The sequence below is a fragment of the Ructibacterium sp. SJQ-7 genome, assembly GCF_054696575.1.
Window position 1 is genome coordinate 1,486,311 of the sequence record NZ_CP195193.1, and the last position, 24,908, is coordinate 1,511,218.

Sequence of the window (24,908 nt, forward strand, 5' to 3'; positions counted from 1 at the left end):
ACTCATTTAACCTTCTTCTTGCCGTCTGATACAACTGTATTTTCTTCGTATGCTTTTAGTTTTTCTTTTAAACTTTTAATAGTTTCTTCAAGAGTTTTATTGTTTTTATTTGCTGTTTCAAGGTCTTTTTTTGTTGATGTTAATTCGGCATTCAATTCTGTTTCATCAATCGTAACCTGTCCGCTTTTTGCGTCATCAAGTTCTCTTTTTAGCGAGTCGTTCTCTTTTTTTAAATTATCGATTTTTGAATTTAATTTTTCTATTTCAACCTTTACCGAATCGTCCGATTCAAGTGCTTTGAAATATTCGTCACAAATATTAAGTGCCGCCAAAACAATAGGACGTTCCCCAAGAACATTTTGACCGCCATTCAAAACGTTTTTAACCTTTTCATTTATATGTTCGCCCAATCTTTCGATATACTCTCTGCTTTCCTCAGCAACAACTGTATATTGACGTGAATTAATGGTTATTGAAACTCTGTTCACCGCCATGACTTCATCTCCGTTTCTTAATTTTTTCGCATAAAATACCTAATATACTCTTATTATACAATAAAACCAATTAAAAAAACAGAGTTTTTTTGACTTTTTTCAAAATATTTTATAAAAAAAGAACGGTCACGCCGTTCTTATAATTCTATCGTTAATTTTCTGCCCGTTTTTTCATATATTCTGTATTTAATACCTACCATGTCAAACATTTTCTTTGACGCAATAGTGTTAGCCTCATCGGCATATTTGTCGGACATATACACAACTTCCTTGATACCGCTTTGAATAATCGCCTTCGCACATTCGTTGCAAGGGAACAGCGTTACATACAGCTTAGCGCCCTCAAGCGAGCCTGAACTTCTGTTTAAAATCGCATTAAGTTCGGCATGGCAAACGTACATATATTTCGTATTTACAGGATTTTCACCGTTTCTTTCCCAAGGCATATCGTCATCGCAACACCCTGTCGGCATACCGTTATACCCAAGCGACAATATTTTATTTTCATGATTTACAATACACGCACCAACCTGTGTATGCGAGTCCTTGCTCCTCTGTGCCGACAGTAACGCAATCCCCATAAAATATTCGTCCCATGATATATAATCTTGTCTTTTCATCTTCAATCCTCCAGCAAAGAAATCTTTCGTCATATAACAATTTTAACATTCCTAAAATCATTAGTCAAGAAAAAAAGTTGTTCGACTAAATGTCGAACAACTTTTAAATTAATATTTCTTTATACCTATATCACTTCTATGGAATTCATCTGTCCAAGAAATTTTTGCAACACCTGCATAAGCATTCTTAATAGCCTCGTCAAGGTCTTTGCCGACAGCCGTAACACCAAGAACACGTCCTCCGTTAGTAACGATTTTACCGTCCTTTACCGCTGTTCCTGCATGGAACACAGTCAAATCGCCTACGTTATCAAGACCGCTGATTTCATAGCCTTTTTTATAGCTTACAGGGTAACCGCCCGACGCCATAACAACGCATACCGCCGCATTATCTTCCCATTCAATGTTGATTTCATCAAGGCGTTCATCAATAATAGCCTCCATAATTTCAACAAGGTCAGTTTTTAATCTCGGCAAAACAACTTGTGTTTCAGGGTCACCGAAACGGCAGTTATATTCAATAACCTTAACACCGTTCGCAGTCATCATAAGACCGAAATAAAGTACGCCCTTGAAAGGTCTGCCTTCACTGCTCATAGCCTTAATAGTCGGAACAAAAATATTTTTCATACATTCTTCCGCTTTTGCATCATCATACAAACGGCTCGGTGAGAATGTACCCATACCGCCTGTGTTAAGACCTTCATCATTATCATATGCTCTCTTATGGTCTTGTGCCGATACCATAGGTTTAACAGTCTTACCGTCGGTAAATGCAAGTACACTGACTTCGGGACCTGTCAAAAATTCTTCGATTACTACACGACTTCCGCTCTTTCCGAACTTTCCGTCGTCAATCATTTCGCGAACGGCTTGCTCAGCCTCCTCAAGGTTTTGTGCTATGATAACACCCTTGCCAAGTGCAAGTCCGTCGGCTTTTATAACTGTCGGAAACGTGTTTTGCGCTTTGATATAATCAATCGCAGACGTACTGTCTGTAAACACTTCATAATTTGCGGTAGGAATATTGTACTTCTTCATAAGTTCCTTTGAAAAAGCCTTACTTCCCTCTATTATAGCGGCATTTGCACGAGGTCCGAATGCACGAATACCCTCTTTTTCCATTGCGTCAACCATACCAAGTACAAGCGGATCGTCAGGTGCAACCATAACAAGATCAATCGCATTGTCCTTTGCAAACTTAACCATATTTTCAATATCCGTTGCGGCGATGTCAACACACTCCGCAAGTTCCGCAATACCGCCGTTACCCGGTGCACAATAAATTTTATCTACCTTTGGCGACTGCGCTATTTTCCAAACAATAGCATGCTCACGTCCGCCGCCGCCTACTACTAATATTTTCATAATTCGTTCTCCCTTTAATTAAAATACTCACCAATTAAAATCGCAGAATTGTGTGCAGTTCGTTTGAAACGGCGAGCGGTGCTGTACATAGGTACCGCCCCGAGCCGTTTAATACGAAATATACCAACCAGTAAAAGTCGCAGAATCAGTTTCAGATGTGCCGAAATGCAATGGGTGCTGTACGCGTGTACCGCCCCATTGCTTTGAAGTGCATATGGAACTGATTATGCGTCTTTGGGATTAATGATGGAACAATCTTATACCTGTGAAACTCATACACATATTGTACTTGTTGCACGTTTCAATAACATTATCGTCACGAATTGAACCGCCGGGTTGTGCAATTACTGTAACACCGCTCTTTTTGGCTCTTTCAATATTGTCACCGAACGGGAAGAATGCGTCTGAACCAAGTGCAACATCTGTATTCTTATCAAGCCATGCTCTTTGTTCTTCCTTTGTGAACACTTCCGGCTTTACTTTAAATGTCTTTTCCCATACGCCGTCTGCAAGTACATCCATATATTCATCTGAAATATACACATCAATCGCATTATCTCTGTCGGCTCTCTTAATTCCGTCAACAAACTGCAAACCAAGCACTTTCGGTGCTTGTCTCAGCCACCATATATCAGCCTTATTGCCTGCAAGACGTGTACAATGTATTCTCGACTGCTGACCTGCACCGATACCGATTGCCTGACCGTCCTTAACATAGCAAACACTGTTTGACTGTGTGTATTTCAATGTTATAAGCGCAATCTTTAGATCTCTCTTTGCCTCGTCTGAAAGTTCCTTGTTATTCGTTACTATATTTCCAAGCAATTCGTCATTAATATCCAGTTCATTTCTGCCTTGCTCAAATGTGACACCGAAAACTTGCTTTCTTTCAATTTCGGCAGGCTTATAATTTTCATCAATCTTTATGATGTTGTAATTGCCTTTTTTCTTTGCTTTTAAAATTTCAAGTGCCTCGTCTGTATAACCCGGAGCAATAACACCGTCTGAAACTTCTTTCTTTATAAGAAGTGCGGTAGCCTTATCACACACGTCCGAAAGAGCGATAAAATCACCGAATGACGACATTCTGTCAGCACCTCTTGCGCGTGCATATGCGTTGGCAAGCGGAGTAAGTTCAACGTCATCAACGAAATAAATCTTCTTCAATGTGTCAGACAACGGAAGTCCAACAGCCGCACCGGCAGGAGAAACGTGTTTAAAAGAAGTTGCGGCAGGAAGTCCTGTTGCTTTCTTCAATTCCTTTACAAGCTGCCAGCCGTTAAGCGCGTCCAAAAGGTTAATATAACCAGGTCTTCCGCAAATTACTTCAAACGGTAAATCTCCATTCTCCATAAACACTCTTGACGGCTTTTGATTAGGGTTACAGCCGTACTTTAATTGCATTTCATTCATTATTTTATCGTCCTTTCGTTTTTTATTTATGTAAATATTATTTGTTTTTGTTTACAATCTTTGTTTTTGTTTCGCCTGTTGCAAGGTCGATAAATCTTACGAACAACGAAACTTTATTATCCGCATTAAGTGAATTCCAAAGACCGTCTGTGAATTCATTAATATCGTTTGGAATTGCAACCTTTTTAGGCTCGCCCTCAAATGACGGAAGCGGACTGCCGTCACCCATATATGTATGGATAAAGTGACCCTCGCCGTCAAGCGGATTGTTATACGAAAAAGTATATCTTTGACAAGACTGCGGATTGCCGTCAGCACTCTTTAGGATTGACATTGAATAATCAAATCCGCCCTTGTTAGGTTCAATAATACCCGATATTCTCGGTGTAAAGTTAGGGTCATCGTCCTCAAATTCACGTGTTCTTAATGACTGTTCAAATGTCTGACCGTTTTCCATATGTTCGTAAATCGTATCTGTTTGGTCACCGTTTGTAACAATAGTCTTGTCACCAAGCACGCGAACAGGTGCATATATGATAAGATGCGGGTCTTCAAGCTTTGACGGGTCAAACGCTTGTGTACGAATACCGTCGCCGTCCTCAATAAATACACGGTTACGGCTGTTTACACTTCTGCCCATTATAAAATATGCCGTAACGGCACTTTTACCGTCAGCACTTTTTCCGATTACAATACCACGACCCGGATAGTCTTTGCTTTTTAGTTCTTCATATATATCAATTTTTTTCATTATACTTCTCCTTTTAACTTTGTATCCATAAAGCCACCCCTCAGTCGACAAAGTCGACAGCTCCCCTCAAGGGAGAGCCATATAATGCCTCTCCTTAAGGAGAGGTGTCACGAAGTGACGGAGTGGTGGTCATCACACCATATCGGCACAAACCAATTCAACGGCTTGAGGCAAAATAATCCATTCTGCCTGTTCCATAACACGTTTTTGCAAAATTTCAGGCGTATCGCCGTCCTCAATATAAACCGCTTTTTGTAATAAAATTCTACCGCCGTCTGTGATTTCATTTACGAGATGTGCCGTTGCTCCGGTCACTTTAACACCGTAATCAAGTGCCGCCTGATGTACTTTCAATCCGTAAAAGCCGTCACCGCAAAATGACGGTATAAGTGACGGGTGGATATTGACAATTTTATTTGCGTATTCTTTAAGCAAGTCACCGCCCAAAATCGCCAAAAATCCTGCAAGTACAATCACATCAACGTCCATTTCTTTCATATACGCACAAATTTGTCGGTTAAATTCGTCGTTATCACCGCCGCAATCGGCATTTTTGCGGATTACTTTAGTCGCAATACCTGCATTTTTTGCACGTTCAAGACCGTACGCCTTACTGTTATTTGAGCATACACACACAATCTTACCGCTTTTCAAAACAGTACCTTGTTTATCAATCAAAGCCTGTAAATTCGTGCCGCCGCCCGAAATAAGAACACCTATTTTTTTCATAAATTAAACCTCCTCGTGAAAAAGATGTGGTATATATCAGGAGCAAAAGGAACGCTGATGTATGTTTATACTTCAAGTTCCTTTTAAACCCGAGAGATGCCTCATATTTTTTACGAGATAACCTCATTATTACCGACTATCTCCACACCTTTTTCGCCGTCAACAAGTTCACCGATAATATAAGCTTTTTCGCCTGCGTCCTCAAGGCACTTAACAGCCTTTTCAGCCTTATCCGCATCAACAGCTACTATCATACCGATACCCATATTGAATGTGTTGTACATATCTCTTTCAGGAATATCAGCCTTTTTCTGCATAAGATTAAATATAGGAAGAACTTCCCATGAACCCTTTTTGATAACGGCTTTCAAACCGTCAGGCAACATTCTCGGAACATTTTCGATAAATCCGCCGCCTGTGATATGAGAAACGGTATTAATACCGACTTCGTCAATAAGCTTTAGAAGCGGTTTAACGTAAATTCTTGTCGGTGTCAAAAGTTCCTCACCGATTGTCTTGCCAAGTTCGTCTGAATATGTATTAAGAGTTTCCTTTGCGTTATCGTCATTAAGACCGAAAACTTTTCTTACAAGTGAATAGCCGTTTGAGTGAACACCGCTTGACGCGATACCGATAAGCACGTTACCTGCTTTTGCATTTTTACCGTCAGTGATTTTGCTCTTTTCAACAACACCAACGCTAAATCCTGCAACGTCATATTCATCTTCCGGCATCATTCCCGGATGTTCTGCAGTTTCACCGCCTACAAGCGCGCAACCCGACAAAACACAGCCGTCCGCAACGCCTTTAACGATTTGTGCAACCTTTTCCGGAACATTCTTACCGATTGCGATATAGTCAAGGAAGAACAACGGCTTTGCACCCGAACAAGCAATGTCGTTTACACACATTGCAACGCAGTCTTGACCGATAGTATCGTGCTTGTCCATAAGGAAAGCAACTCTAATTTTTGTACCTACACCGTCAGTACCCGAAACAAGTACAGGATTTTCGTAGTTTTTCGGCATTTCAAAAAGTCCGCCGAAGCCGCCGATTCCGCCAAGTACGCCCTCAATCGCTGTCTTTTTAACGTCGTCCTTGATTAGTCTTACTGATTCGTAGCCCGCCTCAACGTCTACACCTGCTTGTTTGTACGCATTTTCACTCATATTTTTATCTCCTTTAAAATTGTTTTCACTTAAATATCAAATTACATTTCTGCAACTGCTTTTTTAATTTTTTCGTCCTTTTTCTCGACGCCCTCAACCATTTTAACCTTTGCGTCTTTTAGAGCGTCTTTCAAATAATCATATTTAATAGCAAGCATTTGTGCAGCCAAAATCGCCGCATTCGTGCCGTTATCTATACCGACCGTCGCAACAGGGATACCAGGAGGCATTTGGACTGTTGCCAAAAGTGCGTCCATACCCTCAAGTGTTGACTTAATCGGAATACCTATAACAGGTACTGTTGTGTGAGCCGCTATAACTCCACCGAGATGTGCCGCCATACCTGCCGCACAAATTATAACCTCAATACCGTTTTTCTCGGCATTCTTGGCAAATTCTGCCGCTTTGTCAGGTGTTCTGTGTGCAGAAATTACATTCACATCTACCTCAATTTTAAATTCTTTAAGCTTTGCAACGCAACTCTTTAATTTTTCAAAATCAGAGTCACTTCCCATTATTAATGCTACTTTAGGAGTCATAAAAACTCACCTGTCCTTCCCTAAAATTTACTTATAGTAATACATAATAATAGTATCAAAAATCGACCCTGTTGTCAATATTTCTTGCATATTCATTTAACTTATATTAACTAAAAATTCATCTGTAAACATTTATTGCAATTAACTAACCAATATGATAAAATTAAATAATCAAATTTAAAGTAGTAGGTGTATAAGATGAAATCAATAAAAAATAAAATTTTTAAAATTATTCAACCTGCCGATAATTCAAGCATTCTAAGTAAAATGTTCGACTTAGTTATCGTCACATTAATTTTAATTAATACCGTAACTATTATCGCAGCAACCTTTTCCTTATCCGCATTAAAAATCCGTATATTCTTAATTATAGAGATTGTTTCCGTTATAATTTTCTCTGTTGAATACATATTAAGGCTTTGGACTGCCGATTTATTATATCCGGAAAAGAAACCGTTCATTGCACGCATAAAATTGTTCTTTTCTCCGATGGCTATTGTCGATTTATTAGCAATACTGCCATTTTACATACCGTTTCTATTACCCATTGATTTAAGAATTTTGCGGTTAATAAGATTACTTCGCCTTTTCAGACTTTTCAAAATGAACCGATATACATCGGGATTATCTTCAATAGGTAATGTACTAAAGAAAAAATCCGATCAATTAGTTTCGTCAATATTTGTTGTATTTTTATTGATGATTATTTCTTCGGTTATTATGTATTACTTTGAAAACCCTGTTCAACCCGATGTTTTTTCAAATGCTTTTTCGGGTTTATGGTGGGCAATATCTACGTTTACCACTGTGGGATATGGGGATATTTATCCTCTTACCGTAGCAGGAAAAATATTCAGTGCAATAATTGCTTTATTGGGAATAGGGCTTGTGGCTGTTCCTACAGGAATTATATCGGCAGGGTTTATGGAAAATATAGAGGACAACAATAAGCAATTAACCGAAGACAATATAGCAAAAATCAGAGAAATCCTCGAAAAATACGACAGTAAAAACCTCTAAAGCAAATTATAGATTTTGCATTTTTGAAATTAATGCAACCTTTTGAGCTTTTAAAAAGTATTTGCAATTACCAAATTTACTCTGTAACATTATACTAATATTACACCAAATCACAAAATATTCTTGTCTATTTTATACCAATCCTTTTTTCGTTTTTGTGCTACTTCTACAATTTTTCTTCGCTTGCAAAAAATATATTGACGCATTGCACAAAGCCGTGTTATTCTTAGCTCATGTGGAGTTTAAGGAAATGGGAGAGCATGAAACGAAAGGAGAGTTTTATGAAAAACGAATCACAACTAAAGAGTTCAAAGAGGGGCGTACTGTTAAGACTTGCCATATTTATGGCTTTGATGATTTCCGCATTCATCATACCAAGTTCGGCTTTGGCTGATTTCGGTTACACCGAGGACAGTACAAATTACACCATAGACACGGGTGCAAACCTTGTGTTTAAAGTAAAACGTTCAAACGGTGATATTTCATCGCTTATTTACAACGGAACTGACTACAACGGCTACACAAACAAAAATTCACACGTTGAAATCGGTCTTGGTCAGTCGGACGTAACAATTTCACAGCCAAGCAGTTCAGTAATAATGGTCAAAGTAGTTTACGGAACATTAGAGCAATACTACGTTGCACGCAAAGGTGAAAACAACATCTATATGTTTACATATATCGCCGATGACAGTGTAACCGTAACACGCTACATTGTCAGACTTAAACCGTCACTATTCCCTGTTTTGAATACTTCTAACAGTTGGTATAGTTCGTATTCAACCCTTGAGGCAAAGGATATATTCACCGATACCTCAACCGGTTACACATATTCAAAACATTATTCAGATACAAGAGTAATGGATTATAATTACACAGGTATATCAAACGGCAACGTCGGTGCATACATTGTACGCAGTAATCACGAAAAAGCATCCGGCGGTCCGTTCTATCGTTCTCTTATCAGAGATAATACAAATGTTGCCGTAAATCTTTACGAAATACTTTACTACGGTATGGCACAGACCGATGTTAAGCGTTACGGCTTACAAGGTCCTTATGTACTTGCATTCACTGACGGCGGCGAACCTTCATCAAAATTATATGCCGGCAATTTAAAGACAGATTGGATTGATTCGCTTGGCATTCACGGTTGGGTCGGTTCAAGCGGCAGAGGCAGAGTTGCCGGAGTAGGTATCAAAAATATGAAATCAGATTATGAGTACGTTGTAGGTTTCTCAAATGACGAGGCTCAATATTGGACAAAAGCATCTGATTCAAACGGATACTTCTCCTGCACAAATATGCTGCCGGGAACATATACAATGACAATTTACAAAAATGAGCTTGCTGTTTACACAACTGATGTAACGGTAACTGCAGGCGGTACAAAAATTTTAAATTCAATAACAATTACCGATGACCCGTCAGACAATGACGTAACATGGAGAATCGGCGATTGGGACGGTACACCGCTTGAATTTAAGAACGGTTCACTTATGACTAAAATGCACCCGGCAGACAGTCGCGTTGAATCTTGGAAAGGCAACTACATTGTCGGCACATCAGACGCATCATCATTCCCTTGTTACATCTTTAAAGATGTCAATAACGGACTTATAGTATATTTCAGACTCAATTCCGAACAAGCCGCCAAAGACCACACTTTGAAAATCGGTATTACAGGAAGTTATATCGGCGGACGTATTCAGCCATCGGTAAATTCGTGGGCGTCTAAATTACCGTCAGCATCGAATCAACCGGGTACTCGTTTAATGACAATCGGTACTTACAGAGGTAACAATTATACTTATTCATTTACAGTACCTGCATCGGCATTTAATAAAAACACAAGAGATTGGAACCGGCTTAAACTTAACGTTATAAGCGGTAGCAGTGGCTCGGATTATCTTAGTCCGGCTGTATCAATCGACTGTATCGAACTTGAATAGTACAAAAAAGACACCATTTAGCATTTGCTAAATGGTGTCTTTTATAATACCGCTCTTTAAATTAGAACTTACCGGCCTTTGCAGCTTCCTCTACGGCAACGGCAACAGCAACTGTTGCGCCAACCATAGGGTTGTTACCCATACCGATAAGACCCATCATTTCAACGTGAGCAGGAACTGAAGATGAACCTGCGAATTGAGCGTCTGAGTGCATACGACCCATTGTATCTGTCATACCGTATGAAGCAGGACCTGCAGCCATATTATCAGGGTGAAGTGTACGACCTGTACCGCCGCCTGATGCAACTGAGAAATACTTCTTACCTTGTTCGATACATTCTTTCTTATATGTACCTGCAACAGGGTGTTGGAATCTTGTTGGGTTAGTTGAGTTACCTGTGATAGAAACGTCAACGCCCTCGTGGTGCATTATAGCAACACCTTCACGAACATCGTCTGCGCCGTAGCAACGAACGTTTGCTCTTTCGCCCTTTGAGTAAGCTGTTTCCTTAACGATTTCAAGCTTACCCGTATAGTAATCAAACTTAGTCTGTACATAAGTAAAGCCGTTAATTCTTGAGATGATTTGAGCGGCGTCCTTACCAAGACCGTTAAGGATAACTCTTAGGTCTTCCTTACGAGCCTTGTTTGCACTTCTTGCAAGACCGATAGCACCCTCAGCAGCTGCGAATGATTCGTGACCTGCAAGGAATGCGAAACATTTTGTTTCTTCTCTTAGTAGCATTGCGCCAAGATTACCGTGTCCGATACCAACCTTTCTGTCGTCGGCAACAGAACCAGGAATACAGAATGACTGCAAGCCAAGACCGATTTTCTCGGCAGCCTCTGCAGCTGTCTTAACACCGTCTTTAATTGCGATAGCCGCACCTACTGTGTAAGCCCAACAAGCGTTTTCAAAGCAGATTGGCTGAATACTCTTTGTGATGTTGTATGCGTCAACACCAGCGTCATCACAGACTTTCTTTGCTTCTTCTATTGATGAAATGCCATGCTTTTTAAGCTCAGCATTGATTTGATCTATTCTTCTTTCATAACTCTCAAATAAAGCCATTATATATTTACCTCCCTTTTCAGATTATTCGTGTCTTGGGTCAAGAAGTTTTGCAGCATCGTCAACTCTTCCGTATTGTCCGCTTGCCTTTTCCAAAGCTTCGTTAGCGTCCATACCCTTAGCTATCATTTCCATCATCTTACCAAGATGAACAAACTTATAACCGATAATTTCGTTGTTATCATCAACTGCAATCTTTGTTATGTAACCTTCTGCAAGTTCAAGGTATCTTGGGCCCTTTTCAAGTGTTGCATAAGTTGTACCAACCTGTGATCTAAGTCCCTTACCAAGGTCCTCAAGGCCTGCACCGATTGGAAGACCGTCCTCTGAAAAAGCTGTTTGTGTACGACCGTAAACAATCTGCAAGAAAAGCTCTCTCATAGCTGTATTGATAGCATCACAGACAAGGTCTGTATTAAGAGCCTCAAGAATTGTCTTGCCTACAAGAATTTCTGATGCCATAGCAGCTGAGTGTGTCATACCCGAACATCCGACTGTTTCTACCAATGCCTCTTGGATAATACCTTCTTTTACGTTTAGTGTAAGTTTACAAGTACCCTGTTGAGGTGCACACCAACCAACACCGTGTGTAAGACCGGAAATATCTTTAATTTCCTTTGCCTGTGTCCATTTACCCTCTTGAGGGATTGGAGCAGGACCGTGATATGCTCCTTTTGTCAAAGGACACATATGTTCTACTTCTGCTGAATATTTCATACTATTACTCCTTTCGATTTATGCGGCAAAATCCGCTCATTATCTTCATTATAACATATTAATTTCATTGTATCAATAAAAAAATATACAAAATTATCGTTTATTGTAACTTTCTTTTTACATAAAAACATCATATCTCAAATATTATCGTTTTACTATTGCCCAAATTCGGATAAAATGTTATAATGTTAGCGTAATTTTTAAAATATATTTTCTCACAGAAAGGCTAAATAATTATGAACGGTAATGTAATTGTAGGACAATCGGGCGGACCGACATCTGTAATCAATTCAAGTCTTGTCGGAGTTTTTCAAGGCGCTAAGCGTGCCGGCTGCGGTAAGATTTACGGTATGCGAAACGGTCTTGAGGGACTTTTGCAGGAGAGATATGTCGAGCTTAACGACTGTATCAAAAACGACCTTGATATTGAAATTTTAAAACGCACTCCTTCATCATTTCTCGGCACTTGCCGTTACAAGTTGCCACATTATGAAAAAGACAGTGCCGTATACGAAAAACTTTTTGCGATACTTAAAAAGCTTGATATTAAGCACTTCTTCTATATCGGCGGCAACGATTCTATGGATACGATAAAAAAGCTTGCCGAATACGCAAACAAGATAAACAGCGATATTACATTTATGGGCGTGCCGAAAACAATCGACAACGACCTTGACAAAACCGACCATACACCGGGTTACGGAAGTGCGGCAAAATACGTTGCGTCCGCAATGAAAGAAATCATCCTTGACACCGACACTTACACGACCGACTCAATCACAATAGTTGAAATCATGGGCAGAAACGCCGGTTGGCTTACAGCCTCGTCTGCACTTGCAAGAACGGAGGACTGTACAGGTCCCGACCTTATTTATCTTCCCGAAACACCTTTCAGCTACGATAAATTTGTAAGCGATATTTTAGAGGTTAAAAAGCATAAGTCGTCTGCTATTATCGCATTGTCGGAAGGTATACGAAACGCCGACGGTCAATATATATGCGAAACACAAAAGGACGATATGAAACTTGACGTATTCGGTCACAAAATGCTTGGCGAAACCGCACTTTTCCTTTCTGATATGGTTGGTAAAGATACCGGTATGAAGTCAAGAGGTATCGTGTTCTCAACACTTCAAAGATGTGCGTCACATATCGTTTCAAGACGCGATATAACAGAGGCATACGACGCAGGTGCAACAGCCGTTGCGGCAGCGCTTGCAGGCGAAACAGGTAAAATGGTTATATTTAAACGTATATCAAACGAGCCGTATAAAGTGTTTACCGAAACTCACGACATCGGCGATATTGCAAATGTAGAAAAGACTGTGCCTAAGGAATGGATTACCCAAAACGGCACCTATGTTTCACAAGAATTTATAGACTACGCACGTCCGCTTATTATCGGTGAACTTACACCGTTTATGGTTGACGGTCTGCCACGTCATTTGACAATAGACTAAAAAGTCTTGTTGACTGCCAAATACAATGTAATTTTAAAGAGCTTATTCAAAAATTGATGTGACCCCCAAAAGTTAGACTTTTTATAGCGTAGTAGTTTTAACGACTGCTACGCTATTTTTATGCAGCCAAGGTGTTGAGCCGATACTCAACCGGACTCATCCACCCAAGTTTTTCTTTTATTCTTTTCTCGTTGTAATATTTTATATATCTTTCAATAGCATCTTTAAGCTCTTCAAAGCTGTAATATGTAGTTCCATAATACATTTCCTGCTTTAATATTCCAAAGAAATTTTCCATCACAGAGTTATCATAACAATTTCCTTTCCGAGACATACTTTGAAATATTTTGTTTTCTTTAAGAACAGAGGAATATGCACCCATTTGATATGCCCAACCTCTGTCTGAATGGAATGTTCTTCTGTATGGGCAATCAGATGTTATTTCTATTGCTTGTTTCTGTGCCGATAAAACACTTGCCGCTGATGGAGTTTTGCTTATACCATAGCTTAACACTTCACCATTAAACATATCAAGAAATGGGTCTAAATACAATTTCTTAATTACCATTCGGCCTTTGTTGTCAATCTCATAATACTTAAATTCGGTCGTGTCAGTAGTTATCTTTTGATGCGGTACAGATGTATTAAATCGCCTGTTAATTCTGTTTGGTGCTATTTTACCAACATTGCCTTTGTACGAATTATATCTGCGACTTTTTCGAGTAAATGATGTGACCTGGAAACATAATTTTTGCATGATTCTTTGAACTTTCTTTTTATTCACAAAAATCTTTCTGTTTCGTAATTCTCTATATACCCGTCTGTAACCGTAATCCTTGTTTTCTATATGGATTTTAGTGATTTCATCCTCCAACTGTTTATCAGGATTTTCTCTGTCAAATCGTTTTTGCCAATACATATATGTTGCCTTTGGAAAACCGACTACTGCGAGAATGTCTTTTAATTTGAACTGTCCTCGGAGACTGTGGACAATTCTCGCTGTTTTTTCAGAAGAGTTTCCTCCTCTAAACGCAGTCTCCTCAATTCTTTTAAATATGCATTTTCTATTCTAAGTTTAAGTAGTTCGTCTTCAAGTTCTTTGACATGCTCGGCACTTGTATCCACGGGTTTTTCTCCGTCATATTTAGAAGGCTTTTTACATTCTCTTATATCCAATGTTTTCTTACGACCTTTCTTTTTAGGTCTCAAAGCATCAGGTCCGGCAATTCTGAAATCATTGACCCATTTTACAATCAATGATGGATTACTAATTCCTTGTGATAGTGCTAATTCCTGATATGAGACCTCACTTGATAGATACAATTCTACCATAGAAAGCTTAAATTGAAAAGTATATTTCTTATTTTGTCTCGAACGCATTAACCCTTCTTCACCAAATTCTCTGTATGCGTGTACCCATTCTTCAATTCTCCTCTTTGCAGGAATGTTATATTTACTTGCTAAATATCTATACCCACCTTCAGCATTTAGATATGCCTGCACAACCTCCATTTTAAATTCAAAACTATATTTTGCCATGAAAAAACCGACCTCCCAATAGTTAGATTTTTGGTCTAACTTTTGGGGGTCGGTTCAAATGAATAAGCTCTTTTTTCACACTTTCTCCAATTTACCCGCTATTTCACAAACATACAAAAAGCAAGCCGAAAAATCGGCTTGCTTTTAGAATTACATATTTTCCATTGACTTAATATTTTCAAGGACTTTTTCAAGCATTTCTTTATACTTTTCGCCCTTAGCTTTTTCTTCGTCAACGACCTTTTGAGGTGCTTTTGAAACGAAACCGGCATTATTAAGTTTACCTTCTACACGTTTAATTTCGCCCTCAAGCTTTTTCTTTTCCGCATTAAGTCTTTCAAGTTCCTTTGTCTTATCAACAAGTTCATCAAGCGGCAAAAATACTTCCGCTGACGGAACAACCACGTTTACGGCGTTATCGCTGATACCGCTCTTATCCGTCTGAACAACAGCCTCGCTTGCAGACGCAAGTTTTTCAAAGAATGCTGTACCCTGTTTGAACACGTCAGTTTTATCAGTTACGATAATAACCTTTGCTTTCTTTGACGGCGGAACATTCATTTCAGCTCTTCTGTTTCTGATAGCACTGATTGACTGCATAATAAGTTCCATGCTCTCAACGTCCTTAGGGAAGTTAAGTTTTTCGTCATATTCAGGCCACTCACTTATCATAATGCTTTCGCCCTCATGAGGTAGATGCTGCCAAATTTCTTCAGTAATAAACGGCATAAACGGGTGAAGTAACTTCATTGTATTTGAAAGTACGTATGTCAATACATACTGCGCCGTCTTACCTGTCGGATTTTCCTTATCGAACAATCTCGGCTTTACAAGCTCGATATACCAGTCACAGAAGTTCTCCCAAATGAAATCGTACAAGTTTGAAAGTGCGATACCAAGTTCAAACTTATCAAGATTTTCAGTAACCGACTTAACAACGTCATTATACTTTGAAAGTATCCATTTATCCTCAAGCTGTAAATCGTTCAAATCAGGTAATTTATTTTCAGTTACATCAAGGTTCATAAGAGTAAATCTTGACGCATTCCAAATCTTATTTGCAAAGTTACGGCTCGCCTCGACACGTTCAATATAGAAACGCATATCGTTACCCGGTGCATTACCTGTTGCAAGAGTGAAACGCAATGCGTCCGCACCGTATTGGTCAACAATTTCAAGCGGATCGATACCGTTACCAAGCGACTTACTCATTTTTCTGCCCTGGCTGTCACGAACAAGACCGTGAATGAACACATGCTTAAACGGTACTTCACCTGTGTGTTCAAGTGCCGAGAACATCATTCTCATTACCCAGAACGGAATTATATCGTAACCCGTTACAAGCACGCTTGTCGGATAGAAGTAATCAAGTTCTTCTGTCTTATCAGGCCAGCCAAGTGTCGAGAACGGCCACAATGCCGATGAGAACCAAGTATCAAGAGTATCGGGGTCTTGACGCATTTTCTGGCCGCACTTAGGGCAAACTGCACTGTCCTCTTTTGTAACAACAATTTCGCCGCAATCGTCACAATAGAAAGCAGGTATTCTGTGTCCCCACCAAAGCTGACGTGAAATACACCAATCACGAATATTTTCAAGCCAGTGGAAATACACCTTTTCAAAATGTTCGGGAACAAACTGTGTATCGCCGTTCTTAACTGCGTCAATAGCAGGCTGTGCAAGAGGCTTCATTTTTACAAACCACTGCTTTGAAACGATAGGCTCAACAGTTGTACCGCAACGGTAACACTGACCTACGTTATGGCTGTGATCCTCAACCTTTACAAGAAGTCCTTCGTCCTCAAGGTCCTTAATCATTGCCTTACGACACTCATATCTGTCCATACCCTCATACTTGCCGGCATATGAATTCATCGTTGCGTCATCATTCATAACCTTAATTTGTGCAAGGTTGTGACGTTGACCGACTTCAAAGTCGTTAGGGTCGTGTGCAGGAGTGATTTTAACACAACCTGTACCAAATTCTTTATCAACATATTCGTCCGCAATAACAGGAATTTCACGTCCGACAAGCGGAAGAACAAGCATTTTACCTACTAAATCCTTATATCTTTCATCCTCAGGATTAACTGCAACGGCTGTATCGCCAAACAATGTTTCCGGACGTGTTGTTGCGATTATAACGTAATCGTCACTATCCTTTATTGGATACTTGATGTGCCAGAAGTGACCTGCCTGCTCGGCGTGTTCAACTTCCGCATCAGAAAGAGCCGTTATACAATGCGGACACCAGTTTATAATTCTTGAACCTTGATAAATAAGTCCCTTATTATATAGATTTACGAATACTTCTTTAACCGCCTTACTGCAGCCCTCGTCCATAGTAAAACGTTCTCTGTCCCAGTCACATGAAGAACCGATTTTCTTCAACTGATTTATAATTCTTCCGCCGTACTGCTTTTTCCAATCCCATACTCTTTCAAGGAACTTTTCACGTCCCAAATCGTAACGGGTAAGTCCTTCGTTTACGCGAAGATTTTCTTCAACCTTAATTTGTGTTGCTATACCGGCGTGGTCTGTACCCGGAATCCATAACGCACTGTAACCTTGCATTCTCTTGTATCTGATAAGAATATCCTGAAGTGTTTCGTCAAGTGCGTGTCCCATATGAAGTTGACCTGTTACATTTGGAGGTGGGATAACGATTGTAAAAGGTTTCTTGTTTTTATCCACTTCTGCGTGGAAATATCCCTTTTCTACCCACTCATTATACAGCTTATCCTCAAATTCAGCCGGATTATAATTTTTTGCTATATTCTTTGCATCTTCCATTTATACTAACTCCTTTTAATTTTATCTTCCTAATATAAATACCGCCATAAAGGCAATTACCGCTAAAGCAAGTGCAATGTATTTGACTCGCAGGACCAACCCTTGGGTCGGCTCTTTTTTGAAAACTTTTTCAAGTATCAGTTCAGCTTTGAAAGTAAGAACTATCGCTATAAGACCGATAATAAAAGCCGTTATTTTAATAATCAAAAATACTCACACCCTTTCAATTTATACTCAGAAGAAAAAATACTCCATTTAATTATTATCGCATTTTAATGTATTTTTGTCAAGGTCAAACTTGTATAATATAAGAAAATATGTAGCATAATAAATTAATAAGCATAAAAGCGGACATATCCGAATAAATATAACTTGATGATAAAGAGCATTTAATTACAGCAGAGGAGGTTTTCTACACATGGATAACAACTTATCAAACAATCAGGCAATAATCATAGGAACTATTGAGGACGAATTTGTATTCAACCACGAAATTTACGCCGAAAAATTCTATACATTTACCGTTAAAGTACCTCGTTTAAGCGGTGCATCTGATAATGTCAGAGTTATGGTATCTGAAAGACTTATAATGGACGGTGAATACTGTATCGGCGATATGATTGAGGTGACAGGTCAATTCCGTTCCTATAACAGTTACGAAAACGGTGACAATCGTCTTGTTCTTACGGTGTTTGCAAAAGACATCTGCCACTTTGACGAAGAAGAAAGCAAAAATCCAAACACACTTTTCCTAAACGGATTTATCTGTAAAGAACCCGTTTACCGCACAACTCCGTTCGGTCGTGAAATTACGGATATTCTGCTTGCGGTAAACAGAAGTTACAACAAATCCGACTACATACCGATTATTGCATGGGGACGCAATGCTCGCTTTGCAAAAAATCTTCACGTCGGCGATAATGTAAAAATATGGGGACGTATTCAGTCACGAACATATCAAAAACGTATCAGCGAAGAAGAAACAATCACCAAAACCGCATACGAGGTATCTATCAATCGTATGGAGCTTGTTGAAAAAGAAGAAAAAGAGGAATAAAAACAAAGAGCAGACAAAACAGTCTGCTCTTTGTTTTTACAGTATTCTCACTTTATAATCTCTAAGCAAATAATTCATCTGCACAATATATCCTATAAACTGCGGTCCTGCCATAAGCTGACCGAAAAACGGCTTACCGTAATCCGACGAACCGCCGTCCAAAAGTGACGTTAATTTTGTTTTATCGCAAAGCGCCAAAATAGGTGCGTTCGGATCGGATATAATACCGTCAAGCAACGTCTTAACCGCCTCCTCATAATGCGGATTATGCGTTTTCGGATACGGACTTTTACGTCTTAGACGTACATCTTCAGGCAAGATTCCCTTTGCCGCTTCACGCAATACATTTTTAGAAACATTGTCACGATTTTTCATTTCCCAAGGTATATTCCAAACGTACTCGACAAGTCTGTGGTCGCAGAACGGCACACGCACTTCCAGTCCGCTTGCCATACTCATTCTGTCCTTTCTGTCAAGCAAATTCGTCATAAACCAATTTATATTCAGATACGAAATTTCACGTCTGCGTTTTTCCTCATCATTATCTCCGTCAAAAGTCGGCACTTCCGCAATACTTTCTTCATATCGCATACGCGAATAATTGTCTATATCCAAAGTTTTACGAACACTGTCAAGCAAAATATTATTTCTTATCGACAAATCATAGCACCATGGGAAACCGTGTGTTTCAAACGCTTTCTTCTCCCTAAACCATGGATAACCGCCGAATATTTCGTCCGAACATTCGCCGGAAAGCACAACTGTATGATTTTTCTTCACCTCACGACAGAAATACAGCAGTGACGCGTCTACGTCTGCCATACCCGGCAAATCCTTCGCCAAAAGTGCCTCCTCCAAAAGCTCCGTAAGCACGTTATTCGGGCAAACAAGATATGTATGGTTTGTATTAAATGCCTCCACCATTCTCAGCACCCACTTCGTATCACTGTCCGGCTGAAAATGCGACGCTTTGAAATACTTATTATTATCCTCGTAATCAAACGAATACGTTGAAAGTCTTTCGCCTTTTTTCTTCATTTCCATAGCACCGATTGCGGTTATAATACTCGAATCAAGTCCGCCCGACAGAAATGTTGCAATAGGCACATCTGAAATAAGCTGTCTTTTCACCGAATCATACACAAGCGAACGCACCTTTTCTATCGTTTCCTCGTAACTGTCTTTATGCTCACCGCTCACAAGCGACCAATATTTCTTTATTGTCATTCCGTGACGGTTGATTATCATATATCTTGCCGGTCGAAGTTCTCTTACATCTTTGAACACACCGACACCCTGTGTTCTTGCGGGACTTAGCGCAAACAGTTCACAAAGTCCCGTTTTATCAAGCACTGCCGATACGTCCGGATATTCAAACAGTGATTTCAGTTCGGACGCAAACACCGTCACATCATTTTTCTGTGTATAGAAAAACGGTTTTACGCCGAATCTGTCACGACAAGCAAAAATTCTTTGTCGCATAGAATCCCAGATAACAAACGCATATATGCCGTTCAGCATTTCGGCACATTTTTCGCCGTAATGTATGTAGGCATACAATAGCACCTCCGTATCCGATGCAGTGGTAAATTCGTATCCGTGAGATTTCAAATCGTTTCTTATGTCGTTCGTGTTATAAAGTTCACCGTTATATGTAATCACAAATTCGTGTCCCTCGACTGTACGTTTCATCGGCTGAAGTCCGTTTTCAACGTCTATAACCGCCAAACGGCTATGAGCAAACACTGCGTGTTCGCCAACCCATTCTCCCCAAGAGTCCGGACCTCTGTGACGCAGTTTTTCTGCCATACGGTGAGCAACAGCAAGATTTTCTCGTTCGTTCTTGACAAGGTTTGTCTTAAAATTTATAAATCCGCATATTCCGCACATATCCTCTGCCTCCCATTCGATATTATGCTATATCATATGCAAATTGCAAAATTTTGTGCAAGAAAAAACAGATAGACATTTTCGTCTATCTGCTTGTTTTTTCTTCTTCGTCCCACGGCAATACATCGCCGTCCTCACGCAAATAATCAATTATTTTCCAAACGCCCTCGCCCGTTTTTGAATCAACTCTGAAAATCGTTTCACAACCGGCAAGTCTTAACCAGCTTTCCGCTCTGTCGGGATCAGCACCGTCACTGTTTATCTGTGTAACTATTCCGATAACAGGTCTGTTACAAAGCGGTGTTACGCATGGCGGATACAATGAGTACGGCTCTCTTGAACTCATCAAAAGTCCCACAACGTCCGCTTCAAAAGTATACATTGCAATCGCATTTCCCAAGTTTTTGGTTTGTATGTACTCACCAGGCGTATCGATTATAACATCAAATCTGTTGACATACTGCGTCTTATGATAATGTATTTTTTCACCTTTAAGTGCCTGTGTAAGCGTGGTTTTACCGCACTCACTTCTACCGATAAGTATTATCTTCTTCATGTTTTTGTTATCTCGCAAACAGTAAATTTAAGAGTTCTTTCGGCATAGTCCATAATTGCACGAAGTGACGTTTCAACGTCCGCAACCATACCCGTAATTATAAGCGTACCGCTGAAACGGTCAACAAAGCTTAAATCAACATTTGATGTTTTTGTCGCCAAGTCCGCCGCTATAATCGCTGTCTCCGCAGGACTCATTGTAAGTATTCCGATTGCACTTCTTCCGAAGTCAATTTCGGGATTAAGTCCAAGCTTCGTATATAAAATAGGGTCAGGACTTGCAATAACGTGTGCAAGGGTAATTTGTTTACCCGGTACAAGTTCCTGTATAATTCTCAATTTATCGTCTGTCGATAAAATATCTTTCAATTCCACTGCCGTATCTTCCTTTCCGACAAATTCTTATTTTATTATATCACACTTTCTTTGAAAATTCCAGTCCTTTTAGAAAAACGTCCAAAATCCCAAAAATCCGAGTATGAAACTGTTTAAAATAAGCTGTAATACGAACAAAATCGGTATACCGACCGAAAATTTCTTTTTCAGCGTCTTGTGACGGAACACATTCATACCGATAATACCGCCTGTCGCACCGCCGAAAAAGCATACTTTCATCAATTTACTTTCTTTTATTCTTCTCTGTTTTCTCTTTGCATTTGATTTATCCGCACCGAACAGTGCGAATGCCCATATATTCATCAAAAGCAAGTATATTGCAATACCAAAAAACAAATATTTATTAGCCGTATCATTGCTGAAAAGCTTTATCGCATTCGGCCATGGCAGACTTTGAAACCAATCTGCCAACATTCCGAACAGCTTTTGCAGCCCCTCAAGCAATGCACGAAAACCTATATAAATATACTGTCCGGCGGTTTGCAATGCCTCATGTATATCCAATTAAACCCTCTCCCAAATTACATAGTTATTAATGTATTTTACAACAATTCTTTCATTTTTGCAACACCGTTTTTAATAACAATTATAAAGTCTTACCATTGTTGCAATAGCCTGTTCAACGGTGTAGTTGCCTTTCGGAGCAAATTCAGTATCAGAAACTCCTTCCATAATCTTCATTGAATTCATAGTCGAAACAGATTCTCTCGCCCAATCAGAAATTAATTTTACATCATCAAATGTCGTACCATTCGGCTCGACAATCGTCTTGTTTCCCAAAAATCCAGCCGTTCTGTAAAGAATAGCCGCCGCCTGTTCACGGGTAATATTATCATCGGGTGCAAAAGTTCCGTCGTCCATACCGTAAATTATCCCTGCACCCGACAAAAATTTAATTTTTTCATCATCACAATCGGAATATGAAACTTCGCTGATTTTATCTTCAAGCTGTCTTTCTGCAATAACCTGCTTTATTGCGTCCTGTTGACCTTTTCTTGAGTCGGCAATCGGATTAAATTCCGTTGCGGTAAGACGATAAATCAAATCACAAAATTCTTTTCTTGTTATACTTCTTGTATATTCATTTGTAAAATCTATCGGCAGTAAATTACAAGCCGCTGCCTTTTGCATTTCTTCTTTCGCCCAATCGCTCGCACCGTCTGATGAAAATATATTGTCTTCAGGCACAACCGCCACATCATCAGATGTAACATCACGCAAGTTATATCCTTCATATAAATATTTGGTTTGCAATATTGAATTTTCCGTATATAACGCATTTCTTGCATTTCCTATATACGGAAAATACCACAAATAATTTTCCTTAACCTCTCCGTGAGATTTGCTCGGTTCACCGTATCTTCCTACTAATATACCCGAATTTGCATTCACAACATAAGATTTTGTTTTATCCTTGTTCCATAGCTTAATATAATAATAGCCGTTATTCGACTGCGGTAAAATCACAGGCTCATAGCCCTGAAAATTCCAATACACATTAAGCCACTGTTGTAAATCTTCCTGTTCAATATCCGCACATTTTCCGTTATCTCCCACTATAACCGCGCTTTGAATATCGGATATATCATTCACTCCCAAAACGCTCTGAAAAGAAAACATTTCGGCAAATGCCGTTGTTGACATCATTGTCGCAAATATGATACCTATAATACAAAGCAATTTTTTCATAACTCTTCCCCCTCGTATAATATCTTTATAGATATATTTTTATATTCAAAATATCAATCGGTTTGGTAAACCTATGATATAATTGACTTGGTGTCAATCAGGTAATAGTTCTTTGTCCCCCTGTTGAACCATTGCGGTTGCTTCATAATAAGTCTGTTCCCCTGATATGGAAGTTAACTTCAAACCGGCTGGCTGTTTTCTTAAGCTTCGGGACAACCATTTAGCAGTGTGGTTTCGCATCTGTCCTTCTTAAGTTAGATTCTTATATGCGAGGGTGTTGATGCTCCATAATCATGGGTTTTACCAAACCGATTGAACACTTAAAATTTTAACGAAAGAAGGTGATTTTTATGAACCCACTTTACGTCGGTATTGATGTAAGCAGCAAATCCAATGTCGTTTATTTCATGCTTCCTGACGGAAGTAAACATTGTAACTTTTCTGTTGCCAACTCACATACCGGTTCTTCACAGTTGGTAAAAAGAATTCTTTCTGCTATGACATCTTGCTCCTTAGATACTGTTTTAATAGGTCTTGAAGCAACCTCTGTGTATGGTGATAACCTTGTTTATTTTCTAAGGGAAGATGCTGCATTAGCTCGTTTTAATTCAAAGATTCATGTCCTCAATCCTAAGCAAGTCAGTAAATTCAAAGAGGCTTACAATGACTTGCCTAAGAATGATCTCATTGATTCTTTTGTTATTGCTGATTGCCTGCGTTTCGGTAGAATCAACAAAGAGGTATACATCGGTGACTATCGTTACAAAGCACTTCAGAACCTTACACGAGCACGTTATTTCGCTGTTTCCAACCTCATCAAAGAAAAGCAACGTTTTATGAACATACTCTTTAAGAAGTATTCTACTATGACACAGGAGAAGGTATTTAGCGATACCTTCAGCACTACCGCTCTTGCAGTCTACGATGAGTTTGAATCCGCAGAAGCATTGGCAGATATGGACTTACATGAGCTTACTGCTTTTATTATGGAAAAGGGGAAAAACCGTTTTCCAAATCCCAATGCAGTAGCCAAAGCCATTCAGAAAGCAGCCCGAAGTTCTTACCGTTTACCAAAGACGGTAAATGATTCTGTTAATCAGGTGCTTTCTATATCCATAACCTCCATAAAGGCATTGGAAGCTCAAATTAAGGAGTTTGATAAAGCTATCGCTACTCAAATGGAACTCCTTCCTAATGTATTGATATCTATTCCGGGTATCGGACCGGTTTTTTCTGCCGGAATCATGGCAGAAATCGGAGATATCAACCGTTTCCACAATCAAGCTCAGCTTGCAAAATACGCAGGTCTTGCATGGAAACAACATCAATCCGGAGATTTCGAAGCTCAAACAACAAGGCTTATTAACTCCGGTAATCGATTTTTAAAGTATTATCTGTGTGAAGCCGCATTTTCTCTTGTAAGATGCGACAAGGAATACAGCGACTTCTATCATCTCAAATACAAAGAGGTAAACAGATATCAACACAAACGTGCACTCGCATTAACTGCTCGTAAATTTGTGCGGTTAGTCTTTCGACTGCTGAAAGACAATCGTTTATATACCTCGGCAGAATAGCAAAGCTTTTCTGCTGAAATCAGGTCGCCCTGCTCATTTTTAAAAATTTGATAGACAGGGCTTAGGCAGGTGTTTTGTACCTTTCGGAATTTGGTGAAAAATATTTGC

The 24,908-nt window shown here is 39.4% G+C and carries 23 protein-coding genes; 5 read left to right on the forward strand and 18 right to left on the reverse strand.

What is annotated here, in order from left to right:
* Nucleotides 1-2 precede the first annotated feature (2 nt).
* From ACSAMO_RS06825 to purE, 8 genes are all read right to left on the reverse strand, one after another.
* Nucleotides 3-494 carry a cell division protein ZapA gene (locus ACSAMO_RS06825; RefSeq protein WP_147513888.1) on the reverse strand — a complete coding sequence of 164 codons (492 nt, stop codon included), beginning with the start codon at nt 492-494 and terminating at the stop codon, nt 3-5.
* 137 nt (nt 495-631) lie between these two features.
* The gene (locus ACSAMO_RS06830) at nt 632-1,114 is read right to left on the reverse strand and encodes a deoxycytidylate deaminase (protein WP_022230931.1); all 483 of its coding nucleotides are present in this window, start codon (nt 1,112-1,114) and stop codon (nt 632-634) included.
* A 108-nt stretch (nt 1,115-1,222) separates the two neighbouring features.
* A complete protein-coding gene (purD, locus tag ACSAMO_RS06835; protein WP_499208997.1) occupies nt 1,223-2,482 on the reverse strand; it encodes a phosphoribosylamine--glycine ligase in 1,260 nt (419 codons plus the stop codon).
* Between the two features lie 240 nt (nt 2,483-2,722).
* Nucleotides 2,723-3,895: a phosphoribosylaminoimidazolecarboxamide formyltransferase gene (locus ACSAMO_RS06840; RefSeq protein ID WP_022230929.1), complete on the reverse strand. Its 1,173-nt coding sequence runs from the start codon at nt 3,893-3,895 to the stop codon at nt 2,723-2,725.
* A gap of 37 nt (nt 3,896-3,932) precedes the next feature.
* Complete coding sequence (locus ACSAMO_RS06845; protein WP_499208998.1) at nt 3,933-4,646, reverse strand: IMP cyclohydrolase; 714 nt, start codon at nt 4,644-4,646, stop codon at nt 3,933-3,935.
* Between the two features lie 132 nt (nt 4,647-4,778).
* Nucleotides 4,779-5,375 (reverse strand): phosphoribosylglycinamide formyltransferase, encoded by a 597-nt coding sequence (purN, locus tag ACSAMO_RS06850; protein WP_022230926.1) that lies wholly within the window; start codon nt 5,373-5,375, stop codon nt 4,779-4,781.
* Nucleotides 5,376-5,485: 110 nt separating this feature from the next.
* Nucleotides 5,486-6,544: a phosphoribosylformylglycinamidine cyclo-ligase gene (gene purM / locus ACSAMO_RS06855; protein WP_337871009.1), complete on the reverse strand. Its 1,059-nt coding sequence runs from the start codon at nt 6,542-6,544 to the stop codon at nt 5,486-5,488.
* Between the two features lie 41 nt (nt 6,545-6,585).
* Nucleotides 6,586-7,083, reverse strand: coding sequence for a 5-(carboxyamino)imidazole ribonucleotide mutase (gene purE / locus ACSAMO_RS06860; protein WP_022230924.1), 498 nt, complete (start codon nt 7,081-7,083; stop codon nt 6,586-6,588).
* 198 nt (nt 7,084-7,281) lie between these two features.
* On the opposite strand from purE, the gene ACSAMO_RS06865 reads away from it, so the two are divergent.
* Both ACSAMO_RS06865 and ACSAMO_RS06870 read left to right on the forward strand, forming a co-directional pair.
* Nucleotides 7,282-8,103: an ion transporter gene (locus tag ACSAMO_RS06865; protein WP_412332166.1), complete on the forward strand. Its 822-nt coding sequence runs from the start codon at nt 7,282-7,284 to the stop codon at nt 8,101-8,103.
* A gap of 281 nt (nt 8,104-8,384) precedes the next feature.
* Entirely contained in the window at nt 8,385-10,055 is a 1,671-nt protein-coding gene (locus tag ACSAMO_RS06870) for a rhamnogalacturonan lyase B N-terminal domain-containing protein (protein WP_499208999.1), read from the forward strand.
* A gap of 61 nt (nt 10,056-10,116) precedes the next feature.
* Here ACSAMO_RS06870 and ACSAMO_RS06875 read toward each other — a convergent pair whose 3' ends face one another.
* Both ACSAMO_RS06875 and ACSAMO_RS06880 read right to left on the reverse strand, forming a co-directional pair.
* Nucleotides 10,117-11,127, reverse strand: a complete 1,011-nt coding sequence (locus ACSAMO_RS06875; protein ID WP_022230921.1) for a GGGtGRT protein — start codon at nt 11,125-11,127, stop codon at nt 10,117-10,119.
* A 24-nt stretch (nt 11,128-11,151) separates the two neighbouring features.
* On the reverse strand, nt 11,152-11,844 hold the full coding sequence (locus ACSAMO_RS06880) for an iron-sulfur cluster assembly scaffold protein (protein ID WP_022230920.1): 693 nt from the start codon (nt 11,842-11,844) through the stop codon (nt 11,152-11,154).
* Nucleotides 11,845-12,080: 236 nt separating this feature from the next.
* Here ACSAMO_RS06880 and ACSAMO_RS06885 point away from each other — a divergent pair, with 236 nt between their 5' ends.
* Complete coding sequence (locus ACSAMO_RS06885) at nt 12,081-13,304, forward strand: 6-phosphofructokinase (protein ID WP_337599154.1); 1,224 nt, start codon at nt 12,081-12,083, stop codon at nt 13,302-13,304.
* 118 nt (nt 13,305-13,422) lie between these two features.
* On the opposite strand, the gene ACSAMO_RS06890 is transcribed toward ACSAMO_RS06885, so the two are convergent.
* From ACSAMO_RS06890 to ACSAMO_RS06900, 3 genes are all read right to left on the reverse strand, one after another.
* Nucleotides 13,423-14,843, reverse strand: a protein-coding gene (locus tag ACSAMO_RS06890) for an IS3 family transposase (RefSeq protein ID WP_303693311.1) whose coding sequence is annotated in 2 segments (ribosomal slippage) — nt 13,423-14,321 and nt 14,321-14,843 — 1,422 coding nt in all. Because the reading frame shifts where the segments join, the coding sequence is not laid out codon by codon here.
* Between the two features lie 150 nt (nt 14,844-14,993).
* Nucleotides 14,994-17,636, reverse strand: a complete 2,643-nt coding sequence (locus ACSAMO_RS06895; RefSeq protein WP_499209000.1) for a valine--tRNA ligase — start codon at nt 17,634-17,636, stop codon at nt 14,994-14,996.
* Nucleotides 17,637-17,657: 21 nt separating this feature from the next.
* On the reverse strand, nt 17,658-17,843 hold the full coding sequence (locus ACSAMO_RS06900; RefSeq protein WP_117968601.1) for a hypothetical protein: 186 nt from the start codon (nt 17,841-17,843) through the stop codon (nt 17,658-17,660).
* A 211-nt stretch (nt 17,844-18,054) separates the two neighbouring features.
* Between ACSAMO_RS06900 and ACSAMO_RS06905 the strand changes: the two genes are divergently transcribed.
* Complete coding sequence (locus ACSAMO_RS06905) at nt 18,055-18,693, forward strand: single-stranded DNA-binding protein (RefSeq protein WP_022230917.1); 639 nt, start codon at nt 18,055-18,057, stop codon at nt 18,691-18,693.
* 36 nt (nt 18,694-18,729) lie between these two features.
* Here ACSAMO_RS06905 and asnB read toward each other — a convergent pair whose 3' ends face one another.
* From asnB to ACSAMO_RS06930, 5 genes are all read right to left on the reverse strand, one after another.
* Nucleotides 18,730-20,583: an asparagine synthase (glutamine-hydrolyzing) gene (asnB, locus tag ACSAMO_RS06910; protein WP_499209001.1), complete on the reverse strand. Its 1,854-nt coding sequence runs from the start codon at nt 20,581-20,583 to the stop codon at nt 18,730-18,732.
* An 85-nt stretch (nt 20,584-20,668) separates the two neighbouring features.
* Nucleotides 20,669-21,139: a EutP/PduV family microcompartment system protein gene (locus ACSAMO_RS06915; RefSeq protein WP_117968603.1), complete on the reverse strand. Its 471-nt coding sequence runs from the start codon at nt 21,137-21,139 to the stop codon at nt 20,669-20,671.
* Nucleotides 21,136-21,513: a BMC domain-containing protein gene (locus ACSAMO_RS06920; RefSeq protein ID WP_022230914.1), complete on the reverse strand. Its 378-nt coding sequence runs from the start codon at nt 21,511-21,513 to the stop codon at nt 21,136-21,138. Before ACSAMO_RS06920 ends, ACSAMO_RS06915 begins: the two co-directional genes overlap by 4 nt.
* Nucleotides 21,514-21,582: 69 nt before the next feature.
* Entirely contained in the window at nt 21,583-22,038 is a 456-nt protein-coding gene (locus ACSAMO_RS06925) for a DUF1294 domain-containing protein (RefSeq protein WP_022230913.1), read from the reverse strand.
* 72 nt (nt 22,039-22,110) lie between these two features.
* Nucleotides 22,111-23,223: an S-layer homology domain-containing protein gene (locus ACSAMO_RS06930; RefSeq protein ID WP_499209002.1), complete on the reverse strand. Its 1,113-nt coding sequence runs from the start codon at nt 23,221-23,223 to the stop codon at nt 22,111-22,113.
* A gap of 350 nt (nt 23,224-23,573) precedes the next feature.
* Between ACSAMO_RS06930 and ACSAMO_RS06935 the strand changes: the two genes are divergently transcribed.
* The gene (locus tag ACSAMO_RS06935; RefSeq protein WP_412275465.1) at nt 23,574-24,800 is read left to right on the forward strand and encodes an IS110 family RNA-guided transposase; all 1,227 of its coding nucleotides are present in this window, start codon (nt 23,574-23,576) and stop codon (nt 24,798-24,800) included.
* Nucleotides 24,801-24,908: the final 108 nt, after the last annotated feature.

Bases quoted from the DNA above. Each gene is read 5' to 3' on its own strand.
- ACSAMO_RS06825 (WP_147513888.1), bottom strand. From the start codon at position 494: ATGGCGGTGAACAGAGTTTCAATAACCATTAATTCACGTCAATATACA.
- ACSAMO_RS06830 (WP_022230931.1), bottom strand. From the start codon at position 1,114: ATGAAAAGACAAGATTATATATCATGGGACGAATATTTTATGGGGATT.
- purD (WP_499208997.1), bottom strand. From the start codon at position 2,482: ATGAAAATATTAGTAGTAGGCGGCGGCGGACGTGAGCATGCTATTGTT.
- ACSAMO_RS06840 (WP_022230929.1), bottom strand. From the start codon at position 3,895: ATGAATGAAATGCAATTAAAGTACGGCTGTAACCCTAATCAAAAGCCG.
- ACSAMO_RS06845 (WP_499208998.1), bottom strand. From the start codon at position 4,646: ATGAAAAAAATTGATATATATGAAGAACTAAAAAGCAAAGACTATCCG.
- purN (WP_022230926.1), bottom strand. From the start codon at position 5,375: ATGAAAAAAATAGGTGTTCTTATTTCGGGCGGCGGCACGAATTTACAG.
- purM (WP_337871009.1), bottom strand. From the start codon at position 6,544: ATGAGTGAAAATGCGTACAAACAAGCAGGTGTAGACGTTGAGGCGGGC.
- purE (WP_022230924.1), bottom strand. From the start codon at position 7,083: ATGACTCCTAAAGTAGCATTAATAATGGGAAGTGACTCTGATTTTGAA.
- ACSAMO_RS06865 (WP_412332166.1), top strand. From the start codon at position 7,282: ATGAAATCAATAAAAAATAAAATTTTTAAAATTATTCAACCTGCCGAT.
- ACSAMO_RS06870 (WP_499208999.1), top strand. From the start codon at position 8,385: ATGAAAAACGAATCACAACTAAAGAGTTCAAAGAGGGGCGTACTGTTA.
- ACSAMO_RS06875 (WP_022230921.1), bottom strand. From the start codon at position 11,127: ATGGCTTTATTTGAGAGTTATGAAAGAAGAATAGATCAAATCAATGCT.
- ACSAMO_RS06880 (WP_022230920.1), bottom strand. From the start codon at position 11,844: ATGAAATATTCAGCAGAAGTAGAACATATGTGTCCTTTGACAAAAGGA.
- ACSAMO_RS06885 (WP_337599154.1), top strand. From the start codon at position 12,081: ATGAACGGTAATGTAATTGTAGGACAATCGGGCGGACCGACATCTGTA.
- ACSAMO_RS06895 (WP_499209000.1), bottom strand. From the start codon at position 17,636: ATGGAAGATGCAAAGAATATAGCAAAAAATTATAATCCGGCTGAATTT.
- ACSAMO_RS06905 (WP_022230917.1), top strand. From the start codon at position 18,055: ATGGATAACAACTTATCAAACAATCAGGCAATAATCATAGGAACTATT.
- asnB (WP_499209001.1), bottom strand. From the start codon at position 20,583: ATGTGCGGAATATGCGGATTTATAAATTTTAAGACAAACCTTGTCAAG.
- ACSAMO_RS06915 (WP_117968603.1), bottom strand. From the start codon at position 21,139: ATGAAGAAGATAATACTTATCGGTAGAAGTGAGTGCGGTAAAACCACG.
- ACSAMO_RS06930 (WP_499209002.1), bottom strand. From the start codon at position 23,223: ATGAAAAAATTGCTTTGTATTATAGGTATCATATTTGCGACAATGATG.
- ACSAMO_RS06935 (WP_412275465.1), top strand. From the start codon at position 23,574: ATGAACCCACTTTACGTCGGTATTGATGTAAGCAGCAAATCCAATGTC.